We start from the raw sequence: 15,668 nt of genomic DNA on the forward strand, positions 1-15,668 counted from the left end.
TTTTCGGTTCACATGACGGTGGCATCCCGACTGGTCGGACTCCGCAGCGGCGTTCCGCTGTACCGGTATCCAACCGACCCTGATACTCCGCCGGTGTCGGTGGTGCGCGCGTCGCGCGAGGCGATGCTCGACCACGGCCGACACATTCACGACTTTCCCGCGCTCTGGTACGTGCAGGCGAAGGGGCTCGTCTATGTGGCGGCGGCGGGTGAGGTCCTCGACCCAACTCAGTTGGACCGGTTCGACGGCGGTATCGGGGTGTTCTTCGACCCGGCAGCACTGGGTTCGGACGGCGACGCGGCCTGGCCGGTCTGGCGTGGCCATCCCCTGCTGTTTCCGTTTCTGCACGGTGAATCGGGCGGGTTGCTCAAGCTGACGTTGCCCACAACACGACGGGCAGCGTGGGACGCCTCGATCACCGCGATCGAAGCAGAGCTCGACGCGCGTCTGGAGGGCTACCGGCAGGCCGCCCTCGCGCATCTGCTGTTGCTGCTCATCGATCTCGCCCGGATCGCCGACGATGTGGTCGGAGACCTGCGACACCTCGGCGAACCTGTGCTCGCCGACGTCTTCGCCGTGATCGAACGCCGCCACGCCGAATCCCTGTCCCTGCGCGATGTGGCGCGTGAGGTCGGCATTACGCCCGGACACCTCACGACCATCGTCCGCCGTAGGACCGGCCGGACTGTGCAGGAATGGATCATCGACCGCCGAATGGCCGAAAGCCGGCGCCTGCTCGCCGACACCGACCTACCCATCCAGGAGGTCGCCCGACGGGTCGGCATTGCCGATCCCGGGTACTTCAGCAGGGTGTTTCGTCGCACTCACGGTTCGTCCCCCCGCACCTGGCGTGGCAGACCGTAGGCGATAACGCCATCGACACACAGGCGTCGGTCGTACTGTGAGGTATGGCCATTATCGAAGCGGATGCAGCGCCCCAGACCCCGTTTGACCGGGATGTCGCAGACACCCAGCAGTACTTCGACAGCCCGCGATTCGACGGGATCATTCGTCTCTACTCAGCCCGCCAGGTAGTCGAGCAGCGCGGCACGATCCCGACGGATTACACCGTCGCCCGTGAAGCGGCCAAGGCATTCCACCCGCGCCTGCGCGAACTGTTCGCCCAAAAGAAGAGCATCACCACCTTCGGCCCCTATTCGCCGGGCCAGGCCGTGGTCATGAAGCGGATGGGTATCGAGGGCATCTACCTCGGTGGCTGGGCGACATCGGCCAAGGGGTCGATCAGCGAAGACCCGGGACCCGACCTGGCCAGCTACCCGCTGAGCCAGGTACCCGACGAGGCCGCCGGACTGGTGCGCGCGCTGCTGACCGCGGACCGCAATCAGCAATACCTGCGGCTGCGCATGACCCCCGAACAACGCGAAGCCACCCCGGCGTACGACTACCGACCGTTCATCATCGCCGACGCCGACACCGGGCACGGCGGAGATCCCCACGTACGCAACCTCATTCGCCGTTTCGTCGAGTCAGGGGTGCCCGGTTACCACATCGAAGACCAGCGTCCCGGCACGAAGAAGTGCGGCCACCAGGGCGGTAAGGTTCTCGTCCCCTCCGACGAACAGATCAAGCGCCTCAACACCGCTCGCTTCCAGCTCGACATCATGCGGGTGCCCGGCATCATCGTGGCCCGCACGGACGCTGAAGCCGCCAACCTTCTCGACAGCCGCGCCGACGAACGTGATCAGCCGTTCCTGCTCGGCGTCACCAACCTCAAGATCCCGTCGTACAAGGCCTGCTTCCTGGCCATGATGCGGCAGTTCCACGACGCGGGGGTCACGGATCTCAGGGGGCATCTGCTCTACGCCCTGCCCGACGGTGAGTACGCGGCCGCCGACGCATGGCTGCAGCGCCATGGCATCCAGGCCATGATCGCCGACGCCGCCAAGGAATGGCAGGACAGCGCCGACGATTCGGTCGATGCGATATTCGACCGGATCGAATCGAAGTTCGTCGACGCCTGGCAGATCGACGCCGGCCTGCAGACCTATGGCGAGGCGGTCGGCGATCTACTCGACTTCCGTGAGCGAGAGGGCGAGCCGGCCGAGACGAGCGCCGCGGACTGGCGCACGTTCGCCGCCAAGGCATCGCTGTACTCGGCGCGGCAGAAGGCCAAGGAGCTGGGCGCCGACGTCGCATGGGACTGCGAGCGGGCGAAGACGCCGGAAGGTTACTACCAGATCCGTGGTGGCATCCCCTACGCGATCGCCAAATCGCTGGCCGCCGCACCGTTCGCCGACATTCTGTGGATGGAGACGAAGACCGCCGACCTCGCCGACGCCAAGCAGTTCGCCGACGCGATTCACGCCGAGTTCCCCGAGAAGATGCTGGCGTACAACCTGTCTCCCTCGTTCAACTGGGACACCACCGGCATGAGCGACGACGAGATGCGCGCTTTCCCTGAGGAACTCGGCAAGATGGGGTTCGTCTTCAACTTCATCACCTACGGCGGCCACCAGGTCGACGGTGTCGCCTGCGAGGAGTTCGCCACGTCGCTGCGGCAGGAGGGCATGCTCGCACTGGCTCGCTTGCAGCGAAAGATGCGCCTGGTCGAATCGCCCTACCGCACACCGCAAACCCTGGTCGGCGGGCCGCGCAGTGACGCCGCGCTGGCCGCGTCGTCGGGACGCACGGCGACCACCAAGGCCATGGGCGAAGGCTCCACCCAGCACCAGCACCTCGTGCAGACCGAGGTGCCGAAGAAGCTGCTCGAAGAGTGGCTGGCGCTGTGGAGCGATCACTATCAGCTCGGCGAGAAACTTCGGGTGCAGCTACGGCCGCGTCGCGCCGGCTCCGATGTCCTCGACTTGCAGATCCTCGGCGACGGCGAAGATCCGCTCGCCAACGTCGTGGTCGATCCCATCAAGGACCGGCACGGCCGCAACATCCTGACGGTGCGCGATCAGAACACCTTCTCCGAGAAGATGCGCAAGAAGCGATTGATGGACGTCATCCATCTCTGGCTGATCCACCGCTTCAAGCCGGAGATCGTCTATTACGTGACGCCGACCGAAGACAACATCTATCAGACCGAGAAGATGAAGTCTCACGGCATCTTCAGCAACGTGTACCAGGAGGTCGGCGAGATCATCGTCGCCGATGTGAACCAGCCGCGCATCGATGAACTCCTCGCGCCCGATCGGGAGGCGCTCAAGCGGCTGATCGCCAAGGAGGACTGAGCGGACCGCACGTCAACCCCATGGACGTTCTCAGAACCCCAGACGAGCGATTCGACAACCTGCCCGATTATCCGTTTCCGCCCAGCTACGCCGTCGTCGAGACCCGCGGCGCACCCCCGGTGCGGATGCACTACGTCGATGCCGGGCCCGCCGACGGGCCCGTTGTCGTCCTCCTGCACGGGCAGCCGACGTGGTCGTTCATGTACCGCAATGTCATTCAAGCCCTTGTGGACTCGGGAATGCGGGTCATCGCGCCAGACAACATCGGCTACGGTCGGTCCGACAAACTCACCGACGCGACGGCCTACACGTTTCGCCGGCACGTCGACTGGACCCGGGCTCTCGTCAACGGGCTCGGCCTGCGCGAGGCGACGCTGGTGGTGCAGGACTGGGGTGGGCCGATCGGGCTGAGCGTGCTGGCCCGCGAACCCGACCGGTTCGCGAGGGTCATCGCAACGAACACCATCTTGCACACGTGCGACCCGGGGCTGGCGGGCAGGCTCGCCTGGGCGCATCACGGTGTCGACGAGGACCGGGTGTTGTTGCAGGAGACGCTGCTCGACTACGTCGCGTTGTATGCACGCGCGCCGGACATCAATCCGAGCATGTTCCTCGACGCGGTGGCCGGCCCGCTCCACGCCGACGTGCTCACGGCGTACGACGCACCCTTCCCCGACCGCAGCTACAAGGCCGGACTACGGCAGATGACCGCGCTCATCCCCCTGACACGCAACGATCCCGGTGCGGCGATCGGGCGTGACACCATGGCCGCCCTGCGGCAGTGGGAAAGGCCCTTTTTGACCGCGTATTCGGACGGCGATCCGCCAACTCGCGGGTGGGACAGGGTGTTTCAGGAGCAGGTCCCCGGAGCCCAGCGCCAGGCGCACACGATCATCACCGGCGCCGGGCATTTCATCGCAGAGCAGAAAGGTGCGGAACTGGCCGTCGTCATCGCCGAATTCATCGGCCTCACAAACTAACTCGGCGCCGGCAACCGCAGCACCAGCCGCGCGCCACCCATGGGGCTGGCCTCCATGGCCGCGGTGCCCCCGTGCAAATCGGCCTGTTGGGCGACGAGAGCGAGTCCGAGCCCCGAACCGGACCGCGCGGCCGTCGACCCACGAGAAAACCGTTCGAAGATTGCGGCTCGCTCCTCTTCCGGCACCCCGGCGCCGTTGTCGTCGACGACGATCTCCACGCCCTCGCCGGAACTGACTGCGCTGAGACAGATTTCAGTTGCGCCGCCGTGCTTGACAGCGTTTGTGATGGCGTTGTCGATGACCAGCCGCAAGCCGGCGGGCAGGCCCACCATCAGCACCGTGGTCGACGACCCGAGCGAGACGGCCAGATCGGGGTAGTTGCGCATCGCGTCATGCGCTGCACGATCCAGAAGCTCGGTGATGTCGACGGGCACGAAGTCGTCGACGGTGGTCAACTCGCCCTGCGCGAGGCGCTCCAGCGCAGTGAGCGTCGCTTCGATACGGGTCTGGGTGCGCATGACGTCGGCGATCACTTCCTGGCGCTGATCGTCACGCATCTCGAGCGTGGACAGCACCTCGAGGTTGGTGCGCATAGCCGTTAGCGGAGTGCGCAATTCGTGGGAGGCCACGGCAGCGAAGTCGCGGGCTGATTCGAGTGCCGCCCTGGTGCGCTGCTGCTCGTCGCCGATGCGGGCAAGCATTCCCTCGACAGCCTCGGCGATCTCCACCGCCTCCTGCACACCGCGCACTTTGACTTCATCGGGATTGGACTGTGCGTTGATCGCGCGGGCCTGCTGAGCCAGCAGCCGGAAGGGATTGATCATGATCGACCACATCACCGAGCCGACCAGGACGGTACCGATGATCACGCCGCCGCAGATCAGCAGCACCCGCCGGTGCAGTTCGTTGATGCGGCGCTGCGTTTCGGCAATCGGAGCTCCCACCGCAATCTTCGCGTCGCCGGCGGTGAAGGTGCGGACGCGGTACTCGACGCCGCCGATGGTCGTGTTGGCGTAGCCGACGTCGAAATCCGGCAGCACCACTTCACGAGGCATCGACACGGTGACGCCTTCGACGCGCGCGGTGCGCACGACGTTGCCGTCCGGCGCCTCGGGCTGATCGGCTCCCTCCTGTTGTGCGGTTTGCAGCAGCGTGCTGATATCGCCCAGACTGCTCACCGAATCCAGTCGGCGATCCAGCTGGCTGTACTGGTCGTTCGTCACGCCGAACCAGACCCACGCGCCGAGCGTGATCACCAAGGCGACGACCGAAAGCGCGGCGACGATGACGATCACCCGCAGTGACAGCACACGCGTCAACAATTCGAAGACGCGTTCGCCGAGTTTCATAAGCGGACAGGCAATTGTGCCGCGATGAGCGGCGCGATCTTATCCGCCATGTATTGGTGCCCGGCGTTGGTCGGATGCACGCCGTCGGATCCGATCAATCCGGGTTTGCCAACGAACCAGCGTTCAGCGATGGGGTCGACGAACGTCGCGCCGGCGACCCCGGCCTGATAGGAAAGTGCATCGCGAATCCGCACGAGGTTGGCGGGCGGATCGACGGTCGGCCACGGCGGCCCGATAACCAAGAACGTCGCCGATGGTGCGATGCGGCGAGCCAACTGAAAGGTGCCGTACGCCAGGATCGACAGCTGCGCGGGATCAACGTCCAGATCGTTACGGGAGCCCAAGAACACGATGAGCTCGTCATCGGGCTTGACCGTCCGCGCCGTCAGATCCTCGAACAGACTGCCCCGGTTACCTCGCGTCCCGTACCCCGCACCCCCCTCGGCGCCGATGTCCGCCGAGATCGGCATCCGATACGACGCAAGCTCGTCCCAGGCACGGGCGGTCCACCCGGTCGGGCCGAGGCCGCCGAGGTCGGTACCCGTCGTATAGGAATCGCCGACGACCGCGATGCGATTCACGGACGAGTTCAACGTCACAACATTATCGGAGCCGTTGTGGCCCATCCTTATTGGGCCCTCGCCACCCATGCTGATGAGCAACGCGAGCGCAGTCATGACCGTGACGAACCGCCTCACCGGACCAGCCTAGGACTCATTTGACCAAATCGACGTTGAAGACGCGCGAACTCATCCCGCACGGGCAGAAACCACAGATCGACGGTCCTCACGCTGACCATCGATGGTCTGCAGCCTGCCGTGGCCAGAGTCCTGGCGAGGGTCGCGGGGTGGCTTCATCATGCTGCGCATCCACTTGCGCGCGGGCTCCTCGACGAGGTGGTACAGCAGCACCGCGCCCGCGATCGCCACCGCGAACAGTGCCAGCAGCACCGCCTTGCCCGCGAGGTCGGAGCCGAGCTGCAGTTCGAACTGCAACACCATCCAATTCCATGTCGTGTGCACCAACTCGTGAACCATGTAGAGGCTGAACGAGATGTGTCCGAGGTAGACCATCGGACGAAGGGACAGCATGGCCGGTAACGTGCCCGCACCGATCGCCAGCGTCGACACCAGTGGGACGAACAGCACGTCGACCAAGCCGGCCGAGTCATGGATCGTCGGGACGGGGTTGGCGTCCAGCCAGTACAGGATGCCGACGATGGCCGCCGCGAGCAGAAGTGACGCGATACCGGCGCCCGTGCGGGCCCGATCGCTGGGTTTGAGTTTGCGCACGGCCGCGCACACCAGCGCCCCCGCGGTGAACTGCATGATGATCCGCGGCAACCAGCTCCATGGTGTGTAGAACAGGCCGGTAGCCATCAGCAGTACCACCGGAGGCAGCGACGCGGCGACGGCGAGGAAGAACAGGCCCCTCGCCCGCGTCGCGCGGGCGATGCGGAAGATCACCACGACCAGCGCGCCGAACAGGAGGTACGCCAGCCATTCGGCGCTGATCGACCAGGCGGGCCCGTCCCAGCTCGTGCCGTCGAAATAGGGCGCGAACCACAGCTGCACGAGGAGGAACTGCCGGACGTAGTTCATCGCCGTGAGCGATCCGGCGGCCTCTGACGGAACATGGCCGACGTTGAGCGTGAAGATGATCCACAGCGCCGCCAGATGCATCGTCACCAGGTAGACGGGCCACACGCGCGAGAGCCGCAACCACAGGAAGTGCAGCGTGGACCGCCACGAGAAGGAGTCGCCCATCCGATCGAGATAGTTCCACGTCAGCACGAACCCGCTGAGGATGAAGAACAGGTCGACGCCCTGGGCGCCGCAGTCGAGCACCGGCGCGAGCGCCGATCTGAATCCCGGGGCGGCCTGCTCGAGCAGCGGGCGGAAGTGAAAGAGCACGACCCACACGGCTGCGACGATGCGCAATCCGGACAGGGCCTTGATCTCGCCGGTACGCACAACACTCTCTTCGTGAGGGACTCGAACAGTTGCGATCGTCTGCCGGGCGGTACGCCTCCCCGCGACCATGCTTCCGGCAGTTTGGCAGGCTACCAGTGGTGACACCGCCCCGACACACTCAGACACGCTGTGAATCGGCTGTGCAATCACCAAAATTGTTGTCGACCAGGCGCTCTGACGCGTCCGAAAAAGCACTCGATCGATTGGACGATTAAAGTCGTCCGAACACGCCGATGATCAAGTCTTGACTGATTCCAGAAAAGGGGCATGATGGTCTTCGTGCCTCCCACGACGGATTTCTCGGAGCAACTGCGCCTCGCAGACCTCCGCGTCACCCGTCCCCGCCTCGCCGTCCTCGAGGCGGTCTGTGCGCACCCGCACGCCGATACCGAGACGATCTTCTCCGCCGTGCGGCTCGGCCTTCCCGACGTATCCCGTCAAGCGGTGTACGACGTGCTCGCTGCGCTGACCGCCGCGAATTTGATTCGTCGTATCCAGCCATCGGGCTCGGTCTCGCGCTACGAGTCACGCGTCGGCGACAACCACCACCACGTCGTGTGTCGCTCGTGCGGGGTCATCGCCGACGTCGACTGCGCCGTCGGCGACACCCCCTGTCTGACACCGTCCGATCCGGACGGATCCCTTGACGGCTTCGTCCTGGACGAGGCCGAGGTCATCTACTGGGGCCTCTGCCCAGATTGTTCCGCAACGCAAACGTCGCGATCACATACGTGATCACAGCCCATTTCACCCATCGGAAGGAATGTTGTGTCTGATTCACCTGACGCCAAGCCGCCGTCACCTGAGAAGCCCACGGCGAGCAGCGGAAGCGAGAGTGAAAACCCGGTAATCGATACGCCGAAGCCGAAAGCGCACGCGCCCCGAACCAACCAGGACTGGTGGCCCGAACAGGTCGACGTGTCGAAGCTGCACGCGCGCGGCTCCTTCTCCAACCCATACGACGAGGATTTCAACTACGCCGAGGAGTTCGCCAAGCTCGATCCCGAGGCCCTCAAGGCCGACGTCATGTCGGTGATCACCACCTCGCAGGACTGGTGGCCCGCCGACTACGGCAGCTACGCCGGTCTGTTCATCCGGATGAGCTGGCACGCCGCCGGCACCTACCGGATCTACGACGGACGCGGCGGCGGCGGCGAGGGCATGCAGCGGTTCGCGCCGCTGAACAGCTGGCCGGACAATGCCAACCTCGACAAGGCGCGTCGTCTGCTGTGGCCGGTCAAGCAGAAGTATGGCAACAAGATCTCCTGGGCCGACCTGCTGGTTTTCGCCGGCAACGTGGCACTGGAGTCGGCCGGCTTCGAGACCTTCGGCTTCGGTTTCGGCCGGCCCGACGTGTGGGAGCCCGTCGAGATTCTCTTCGGTGAAGAGGACGAGTGGCTGGGCACCGACAAGCGCTACTCCGGTGAGCGCGAACTGGCCGAACCGTTCGGCGCCACCACGATGGGCCTCATCTACGTCAATCCCGAAGGCCCCGAAGGCAAGCCGGATCCGATCGCCGCTGCGGTCGACATCAAGGAAACCTTCGGCCGGATGGCCATGAACGTCGAGGAGACGGCAGCGCTGATCGTCGGTGGCCACACGCTGGGCAAGACCCACGGCGCAGGCCCGGACGAAGGTATGGGCCCCGAACCCGAGGGCGCTCCGATCGAGCAGCAGGGCCTGGGCTGGAAATGCCCGTTCGGCTCGGGCAAGGCCGGCGACACGGTCACCAGCGGACTCGAGGTGGTGTGGACGGACAAGCCCACCCAGTGGAGCAACCGCTACCTGGAGATCCTGTACGGCCACGAGTGGGAGCTGACCAAGAGTCCTGCGGGCGCATGGCAATTCGAGGCCAAGGACGCCGAGGCGATCATCCCCGATCCATTCGGTGGGCCGAACCGCAAACCGACGATGTTGGTCACCGACGTCTCCATGCGGGAGGACCCGGAGTTCGGCGCGATCACCCGTCGCTGGCTCGACCACCCCGAGGAGCTCAACGAGGCGTTCGCCAAGGCCTGGTACAAGCTGCTGCATCGCGACATGGGTCCGATCAGCCGTTACATCGGCCCTTGGGTCGCCGAGCCGCAGCTGTGGCAGGACCCGGTTCCTGCCGTCGAAGGCGAGCTGATCGACGAGTCGGACATCAAGTCGCTCAAGGCCAAGCTGCTCGACTCGGGACTGACCGTGCAGCAGTTGGTCAAGACGGCGTGGTCGTCTGCGGCCAGCTTCCGCAGCACCGACAAGCGCGGTGGTGCCAACGGTGCGCGGATTCGCCTTGAGCCGCAGAAGAACTGGGAGGCCAACGAGCCGTCCGAGTTGGCCAAGGTGCTGCCGGTGCTGGAGAAGATCCAGCAGGAGTTCAACGGCGCCGGTGGCAAGAACGTATCGCTGGCCGACCTGATTGTGCTGGGCGGCTCGGCGGCGGTCGAGAAGGCGGCCAAGGACGCCGGCTTCGAGATCGATGTCCACTTCGCGCCGGGTCGCACGGACGCGACGCAGGAGGACACGGATGTGGAGTCGTTCGCGGTGCTCGAGCCGCGGTGGGACGGGTTCCGCAACTTCGTGCGTCCGGGCGAGAAGAATCCGCTGGAACAGCTGCTGATGGAGAAGGCCATCCTCCTTGGCGTGACAGCACCAGAACTGACGGCGCTGGTCGGCGGTTTGCGGGCGCTCAACGTCAACCACGGCGGCAGCAAGCACGGCGTGTTCACCGACAGGCCGGGCGTGCTCACCAACGACTTCTTCGTCAACCTGCTCGACATGAGCACGCAGTGGAAGTCGGGTACGGCGGAGAACGTCTACGAGGGTGTGGACCGCGCATCGGGTCAGCCGAAGTGGACCGCGACGGCCAATGACCTGGTGTTCGGCTCTAACTCGCAGCTGCGGGCGCTGGCCGAGCACTACGCCCAGGACGACAACAAGCAGAAGTTCGTCGAGGACTTCGTCGCCGCTTGGGTGAAAATCATGAACAACGACCGGTTCGACCTCGTCTGACCGCAACACACAACGCCCCGCGAGTCATCACGACTCGCGGGGCGTTGTGCTCGGTAAATTCTCTACCGTGAACGCACCGTTCCTGCTCCTGTCGATCCGCGGCGAGGACGAAGCCGCCGCCGACGAGTACCGGGCGTTCATGCGCTTTGCCGATCGTGACGAGACGGGCATGCACCGCATCAGCCTGACGCACGAGCCACTGGGGCTGATTGATCTCGCCGACTGGTCAGGCATCATCCTCGGCGGCGGCCCCTACAACGTCAGCGACCCGCAGGATTCGAAGACCACGACACAGCGACGCGTCGAGTCCGAGTTGTCCGCATTGCTTGGGCGCATCGTGGATGAGGATTTCCCGTTTCTCGGCTGCTGCTACGGCGTGGGCACGCTGGGTGCCGTCATCGGCGCGGGCATCGACCGCACGTACCCGGAACCGGTGGGCGGCATGTCGATCACGGTCACCGACGCCGGTCGAGCCGACCCGCTGTTCGCCGAGTTGCCTGACGAATTCGACGCGTACGGCGGGCACAAGGAAGCCGCGGCGACGTTGCCGGACGACGCGGTGCGTCTTGCCACCTCACCGCAATGCCCGGTCCAGGCGTTCCGGGTCGGCGAGAACGTCTATGCCACGCAATTCCACCCCGAACTCGACCTCGCAGGCATCGAAACCCGCGTCGAGGCCTACAAGAATCACGGCTACTTCGCCCCCGAGTCGGCTGAGCAGCTCAAAACGGAAGCGCGGCAATGGAATGTCCGCTATCCGCATACGATTCTGCGGCGGTTCGTCGAGCGCTACGCATAAGTTCGTAGAGGTCGGGAACTCTCGGTGCATGGAGACGGTCGAATACGCACCAGGTCGGTTTGCAGATGTATACGGTGATCCCGCACAACGCACTGTCCTGATGTGGCACGGTGCGCAGGTCGATGCGCGGACAACGATGGGCCCGCTTGCCGAACGGGTTGCCGACCAGGGTGCCGGCGTCGTGGTGCCGGACTGGAATTCCCGAGCCTCAGACCGCGGTCGTGCCGACCTGCTGGGTTCGCTGAAGTTCGTCCGCGCGCAGTGGACGTCACCGATCGTCCTGGTCGGCTGGTCGCTCGGTGGAGCAGCGGCAGCGGGAGCGACGATCCACGCGACGAAGTTCGATCTCTCCTTGGCACAAACGATTTGCCTCGCGGGAGCGTTCATGGTCGCAGATTCGGTCTCCGGACAGACACTGCCCACCGACCTGACTGAGTTCGGCGCGGGTTCACCGTTCACGCTGTTACACGGCGTCGACGATGACGTCATACCGGTCGGCGTCAGCCGCGATTTCGCCGCGACACTGCGGCGGAATGGGTGGCGCGTCGAGCTCACCGAACTGCCCACCGACCACGCTGCGATCGCGGGGGCGGTCTACGACAAGGCCGACGACCGCTATCTGCCCGCGAGCGATGCGGAAGCACTCCTCGTTGTGCAGAATGTGGCGGAGCGAATCGCCAACATCGTTAGGGCGGTGGACCTTTGAATCCGCTCAGTTGTGGACGCCACGTGTCCGGATCACACTGTTGACCAATCGTCCGATGCTTTCCAGCGGCTGCGATTCGACGATGTCGGCGCCGATGCGTTGAGCTGCACAGCGATAGTCGGAGTTGGCGAGAACGTCGTCGACTGCTGCTCGGATCCGCGCGGGAGAGGGCGCCGCGGAGCCCAGGTTCATACCGACTCCGGTGTACGCGACGCGGGCGGCCACCTCGGCCTTATCGGATGTCTCGCCGGCGACGATCAACGGAATGCCGTACCGCAGAGCGTGCTGTACACCGCCGTAACCGCCGTTGGTGACCATGACGTCGACGTGCGGGAGGAGGGCTCCGTACGGAAGCCACTCGGCGACGAAGACGTTAGGCGGGAGTCCGGTGTCCTCGAATGGCCGTCCGGTGGTCGCCACAACGACGGTGTCCGTACCCTCCAGTGCGGCGATTGTCGCGCCGATCAGTCGGTCCTGGTCATGATTGTCGAACGTTCCCTGCGTGACATGCACAACTCTGCGGGCAGAGTGGATCTCGGGCCACCAGTCGGGCGGGTCGAATTTCGCCACCCCGTCGAGTAGTACTGGGCCGACGAAGTCGACAGTTTCCGGTAGATCCTGACGCGGGTACTCGAACGCCGGCACCGTGAGCTGGACCAGTCCATCGGCCAGCCGCGGCCAGTCCACGAGGCCAACTGGGGACGGTCGTGCTCCAAGCGCGCCGAGTGCGCGGTTCAAGGACTTCTGCACGCCGCGCAACATCACGCCCTGGACCAGGCGGTGGACGCCGTCGTAGTCCATGCCCGGCCGGGGAGCCCAGGCCATGCCGAACGGCGGAGTATCCACGCTCGACAAGGTGATTGGACCGACACCGACCGTGAAAACCGCTGGCCTGGGCCCATCTCCGAGCAAGAGCGCCAGCACGCCGGTGAAGGTCAGATCAGCCAGCACGACATCGACGGGATCCTCTGCCAGCACCCGCTCAAGCGCGTCGTACTGGGCGGCCAGAGGTGCGACGAACGTCGATTCGAGTTCCGCGAGCCCATGCAGATAGCGGCGCAAGAGGTTCGGCATCGGGAGGCGCGTTGGTGGTGCCGGCGGGCGGACGCGCGCGGCCGCATCGAGGGGCACCAGGCGCAGGCCAGCACGCTCGACGTCGTCCCGAAATTCAGGAGACGACACGACGGTGACGTCGTGACCGCTTTCGCGCAGGTGGGCGCCAATGCGCATCATCGGAAGAACATGGCCAGACAGCGAACTAGCGGCGACGACGATTCGCCCCAAGATGGCACCCTTCGTAGCGAGAGTCTCGTTGCAGCCACGGAGAGCCGTCGGCTACGTACTCTGTTGCCGCCAGGGGTGAAGTCTAACCTCCCGTCCGGCACTTGCTTGACCTCAACAATGGTTGAGGAAGCAGGGTGGAGTCATGGCTACTTTGACGAAGATCAACGACGATCTCTATCAGACCCGCATGGATTCACCGTTTCCCGGTTTGACCACCCACGCGTACCTGTGGCAACGGCCGGCTGGCAATGTGCTCTTCTACAGTCCGGCCAGCGACGCGGATTTCGATGCTATCGACGAACTAGGCGGCGTCCACGGCCAATATCTGTCGCACCTCGACGAGGCGGGCCCGAACCTGGCCCGCATCGCCGAACGTTTCGGTCGCCAGCTGCACGCTCCCGCAGCCGAACTGAGAGAGATTGCGCAACACGGTCGCGTCGACGTACCGCTGGAAGCTGTGCGACACGTCGACCTCAACGGTGTGGAAGTGCTTCCCACACCAGGTCATTCACCCGGAAGCACCTGCTACCTGGTGACGGGCGTGGGCGGCGACCGATATCTGTTCACCGGCGACACGATCTTTCCCGCCGGTGACGGCACCTGGTCGACGTTCGTGGTGCCCGGCCGGGGTGACGCGGCAGCCATGCGGGACAGTGTGAAGCTACTCGGCACCGTGGCACCCGACCTCGTCATCTCGAGCGCTTTCGCGGGCGAGACGGCGATCGAGGCCGTCAACGCCGCGCGGTGGTCGGAGATCATCGACCAGGCGCTGGCGAGCGTGAAGTCCTAGGAGCAGCATCCGCCGGGGCCGTGGCCCGGCTCGGCGTAGGTGTCGTTCCAGCGCCACCACTCGTAGGGCGGGCCCTGCGGATAACCCTCGGGCGAGTCTTCCCAATTCTCCTGCCGCCCAAGCGCGGTCATGTCGAGCAGGTTCCAGGTGCCGACGAACACTTCGTCTCCGCGGCCGGAGATCATGTAGGTGCGGAAGACACGGTCGTTCTCGTCGCGGATGAAGGCGTTGGTGCCATGCCAGAGGTCGACACCGAAGTCCTTGTCGAAGTCATCGGTGAGCGAGTACCACGGGTGCCGCCACCCCATCTTCGCTTTCATCCGGTCGAGGTCGGGTTGCGTGGCCCGCGATACGTACACGAACGTTGTGTCGCGGGCGTTGAGATGAGCGAGATTCGGCACATGGTCTGCCATCAATGAGCAACCCACACAGCCGTGTTCGGGCCAGCCGGGGTGCCCGGGGACATCGTCGCCGCCTGTGCCGGGTTCGATGAACGCGCGATAGACGATCAGCTGGCGTCTGCCGTCGAACAGCTCGAGAAGGCTCAGCTTGCCGTCGGGCCCGTCGAAGACGTACTCCTTGTCAACAGGTGTCCAGGGCATGCGACGCCGCTGGGCGGCCAACGCATCGCGGGCGCGTTGAACCTCTTTTTCTTTGGTGAGCATCTCCTGCAGGGCGGCGCCCCACTCCCCTGCCGACACGATCGGTGGCATCTTCACTTCTCGTCACTCCCCTCCTCCAGCGCCGTCTTGAGATTCGACAGCTTCCACGGCCACCCACCGGAAATGAGTTCGCGCACAGTGCTTTCAGGCGGAAAGTCGTCGTGCACAACGGTCAGCTTCACCTGACCGTCGTCGACCGGTTCGATGTCGAACGACACCTTTGACCTGCTCTCCGCTGCGGCTTTGGCGATGACCTCTTCGCCGAGCCCCAGCTCCGTGAGCTCCGGCACGAACGTGTGAAAGGTGAACGCGAGCCGGCGGTACGGATCCGATTCGAGGATCACCTGCTCCGGATGCTCGATCTTGAGCTTTCGGTCCTCCCACACATACGTCGAGCCCTTCTCCCAGTCCGACGCGATCGCGTGCCCCATGTAGCGATGCGAGAACGCCGGATCGGTGATCGCCTGCCACAGTCGTTCAGGAGTGGTTCGGATGTAGGTGGTGTAGACGAATGCGGCGCTATTGCTCATCGGTTCGGTCTCCAATGCGATTTTCAGATCGGCGAGTGTCTGCACCCGCGCACGGTCGTACTGGGTGATCCAGCGGTCGGCGATCGCGTTGATCGGTTCGGCGTTGAGGTAGTGCAGCTTTTCCCTGCCCTGCCACACCGTGGTGATCAGGTTGGCTGCTTCGAGCACCGCCAAGTGCTTACTGACCGACTGCCGTGCCATGGACATTTCCGCGCAAAGGTCGCGCAAGCTCTGCCCGTTGCGTGAATTGAGGCTGTCGAGCAGCAGGCGCCGACTGGGGTCGGCCAGCGCCTTGAATACCTCGTCCGTCTGTGTCATATCTGTTTATGCAGCTGTCTGGCTGCATGTTCACCATAGGCAGCCTTCCGGCTGCATGTCAATGGTCGGTTTTCACGTTGCGGTTC

Annotated in this window: 14 protein-coding genes; 8 read left to right on the top strand and 6 right to left on the bottom strand. The window is 64.8% G+C overall.

Annotation, left to right across the window (positions count from 1 at the left end):
- Window positions 1-12 precede the first annotated feature (12 nt).
- Genes G6N42_RS07730 through G6N42_RS07740 form a run of 3 tightly spaced genes read left to right on the top strand, consistent with a single transcriptional unit; the run spans window position 13 to window position 4,177 of the window.
- On the top strand, window positions 13-864 hold the full coding sequence (locus tag G6N42_RS07730; RefSeq protein ID WP_163728129.1) for a helix-turn-helix transcriptional regulator: 852 nt from the start codon (window positions 13-15) through the stop codon (window positions 862-864).
- A 44-nt stretch (window positions 865-908) separates the two neighbouring features.
- Window positions 909-3,197 carry an isocitrate lyase ICL2 gene (gene aceA, locus G6N42_RS07735; protein ID WP_163728131.1) on the top strand — a complete coding sequence of 763 codons (2,289 nt, stop codon included), beginning with the start codon at window positions 909-911 and terminating at the stop codon, window positions 3,195-3,197.
- Window positions 3,198-3,217: 20 nt separating this feature from the next.
- A complete protein-coding gene (locus tag G6N42_RS07740; protein WP_163728134.1) occupies window positions 3,218-4,177 on the top strand; it encodes a haloalkane dehalogenase in 960 nt (319 codons plus the stop codon).
- Here the strand turns inward: G6N42_RS07740 and G6N42_RS07745 are convergent.
- From G6N42_RS07745 to G6N42_RS07755, 3 genes are read right to left on the bottom strand one after another with little or no spacing between them, the layout of a single operon-like run.
- The gene (locus G6N42_RS07745) at window positions 4,174-5,526 is read right to left on the bottom strand and encodes a sensor histidine kinase (protein ID WP_163728135.1); all 1,353 of its coding nucleotides are present in this window, start codon (window positions 5,524-5,526) and stop codon (window positions 4,174-4,176) included. The genes G6N42_RS07740 and G6N42_RS07745 overlap by 4 nt on opposite strands.
- Window positions 5,523-6,224, bottom strand: a complete 702-nt coding sequence (locus tag G6N42_RS07750) for an Rv0518 family GDSL lipase (protein WP_163728138.1) — start codon at window positions 6,222-6,224, stop codon at window positions 5,523-5,525. Before G6N42_RS07750 ends, G6N42_RS07745 begins: the two co-directional genes overlap by 4 nt.
- 51 nt (window positions 6,225-6,275) lie before the next feature.
- Window positions 6,276-7,499, bottom strand: coding sequence for an acyltransferase family protein (locus G6N42_RS07755; RefSeq protein WP_163728141.1), 1,224 nt, complete (start codon window positions 7,497-7,499; stop codon window positions 6,276-6,278).
- 279 nt (window positions 7,500-7,778) lie between these two features.
- On the opposite strand from G6N42_RS07755, the gene G6N42_RS07760 reads away from it, so the two are divergent.
- The 4 genes from G6N42_RS07760 (at window position 7,779) to G6N42_RS07775 (ending at window position 11,998) form a co-directional block, all read left to right on the top strand.
- A complete protein-coding gene (locus tag G6N42_RS07760) occupies window positions 7,779-8,234 on the top strand; it encodes a Fur family transcriptional regulator (RefSeq protein ID WP_410506729.1) in 456 nt (151 codons plus the stop codon).
- 33 nt (window positions 8,235-8,267) lie between these two features.
- Window positions 8,268-10,493, top strand: coding sequence for a catalase/peroxidase HPI (katG, locus tag G6N42_RS07765; RefSeq protein WP_163728144.1), 2,226 nt, complete (start codon window positions 8,268-8,270; stop codon window positions 10,491-10,493).
- A 67-nt stretch (window positions 10,494-10,560) separates the two neighbouring features.
- Window positions 10,561-11,292, top strand: coding sequence for a glutamine amidotransferase (locus tag G6N42_RS07770; RefSeq protein ID WP_232076103.1), 732 nt, complete (start codon window positions 10,561-10,563; stop codon window positions 11,290-11,292).
- Window positions 11,293-11,320: 28 nt separating this feature from the next.
- On the top strand, window positions 11,321-11,998 hold the full coding sequence (locus tag G6N42_RS07775; RefSeq protein ID WP_163728150.1) for an alpha/beta hydrolase: 678 nt from the start codon (window positions 11,321-11,323) through the stop codon (window positions 11,996-11,998).
- A 6-nt stretch (window positions 11,999-12,004) separates the two neighbouring features.
- Here G6N42_RS07775 and G6N42_RS07780 read toward each other — a convergent pair whose 3' ends face one another.
- A complete protein-coding gene (locus tag G6N42_RS07780) occupies window positions 12,005-13,231 on the bottom strand; it encodes a nucleotide disphospho-sugar-binding domain-containing protein (protein WP_163728153.1) in 1,227 nt (408 codons plus the stop codon).
- Window positions 13,232-13,424: 193 nt separating this feature from the next.
- Between G6N42_RS07780 and G6N42_RS07785 the strand changes: the two genes are divergently transcribed.
- Window positions 13,425-14,072: an MBL fold metallo-hydrolase gene (locus G6N42_RS07785; RefSeq protein WP_163728156.1), complete on the top strand. Its 648-nt coding sequence runs from the start codon at window positions 13,425-13,427 to the stop codon at window positions 14,070-14,072.
- Here G6N42_RS07785 and G6N42_RS07790 read toward each other — a convergent pair.
- Both G6N42_RS07790 and G6N42_RS07795 read right to left on the bottom strand, forming a co-directional pair.
- Window positions 14,069-14,791: a DUF899 domain-containing protein gene (locus G6N42_RS07790; RefSeq protein WP_163728160.1), complete on the bottom strand. Its 723-nt coding sequence runs from the start codon at window positions 14,789-14,791 to the stop codon at window positions 14,069-14,071. The two genes, G6N42_RS07785 and G6N42_RS07790, sit on opposite strands and share 4 nt — an antisense overlap.
- Entirely contained in the window at window positions 14,788-15,582 is a 795-nt protein-coding gene (locus G6N42_RS07795) for an ArsR/SmtB family transcription factor (RefSeq protein WP_163728162.1), read from the bottom strand. The genes G6N42_RS07790 and G6N42_RS07795 overlap by 4 nt, the downstream gene beginning before the upstream one ends.
- Window positions 15,583-15,668: the final 86 nt, after the last annotated feature.

This window comes from Mycobacterium gallinarum, from assembly GCF_010726765.1.
GTDB classification, from domain to species: domain Bacteria; phylum Actinomycetota; class Actinomycetes; order Mycobacteriales; family Mycobacteriaceae; genus Mycobacterium; species Mycobacterium gallinarum.

Coding starts and splice junctions, on each gene's coding strand:
- G6N42_RS07745 (WP_163728135.1), bottom strand. CDS start 5,526: ATGAAACTCGGCGAACGCGTCTTCGAATTGTTGACGCGTGTGCTGTCA.
- G6N42_RS07740 (WP_163728134.1), top strand. CDS start 3,218: ATGGACGTTCTCAGAACCCCAGACGAGCGATTCGACAACCTGCCCGAT.
- G6N42_RS07730 (WP_163728129.1), top strand. CDS start 13: ATGACGGTGGCATCCCGACTGGTCGGACTCCGCAGCGGCGTTCCGCTG.
- G6N42_RS07775 (WP_163728150.1), top strand. CDS start 11,321: ATGGAGACGGTCGAATACGCACCAGGTCGGTTTGCAGATGTATACGGT.
- aceA (WP_163728131.1), top strand. CDS start 909: ATGGCCATTATCGAAGCGGATGCAGCGCCCCAGACCCCGTTTGACCGG.
- G6N42_RS07780 (WP_163728153.1), bottom strand. CDS start 13,231: ATGATGCGCATTGGCGCCCACCTGCGCGAAAGCGGTCACGACGTCACC.
- G6N42_RS07785 (WP_163728156.1), top strand. CDS start 13,425: ATGGCTACTTTGACGAAGATCAACGACGATCTCTATCAGACCCGCATG.
- G6N42_RS07795 (WP_163728162.1), bottom strand. CDS start 15,582: ATGACACAGACGGACGAGGTATTCAAGGCGCTGGCCGACCCCAGTCGG.